A 429-nucleotide genomic window follows, 5' to 3' on the forward strand; every position below is an offset into this window, starting at 1 on the left:
CGCCCATCACCGACAGCAGGCCGTCGCTCTTGTCGGCCACGCCGTCGGTGAGGCCGCCGAAGCCGCCCAGGGAGACGATCGCGATGATCGGCACGATGAGCAGGGCGAGCCACATCATCACGGCCTGCACGACGTCCGTCAGGGAGACTGCGAGGAAGCCGCCCAGAACGGTGTAGAGCACGACGATGCCCACACCGATCGCGATGGCGGGCGCCCCACTGAGACCGAAGACCTGGTCGAACAGGGCCTCCATGGCCACCAGGCCCGAGGCCACGTAGAAGAAGTAGAAGACGATGATGAGCAGCGCCGAGATACCCCGCAGCAGCCGCGACGGGTCGTTGAAGCGGTTCTCCAGGAAAGAGGAGAGCGTCAGCGAGTCGGAGTCGCCGCCGGTCCTGGCGTCGGTGACCCGCTCGGTGTAGACCCGCA

Annotated in this window: 1 protein-coding gene; it reads right to left on the minus strand. The window is 66.9% G+C overall.

Features of this window, described 5'->3' with window-relative positions; genetic code table 11:
- Positions 1-429 (minus strand): sodium:solute symporter family transporter (locus ACFHWE_RS23705; RefSeq protein WP_416604096.1); only part of this gene is annotated, 429 nt, incomplete at both ends.

This window comes from Nocardiopsis sp. LOL_012, from assembly GCF_048060475.1.
Taxonomy (GTDB): domain Bacteria; phylum Actinomycetota; class Actinomycetes; order Streptosporangiales; family Streptosporangiaceae; genus Nocardiopsis.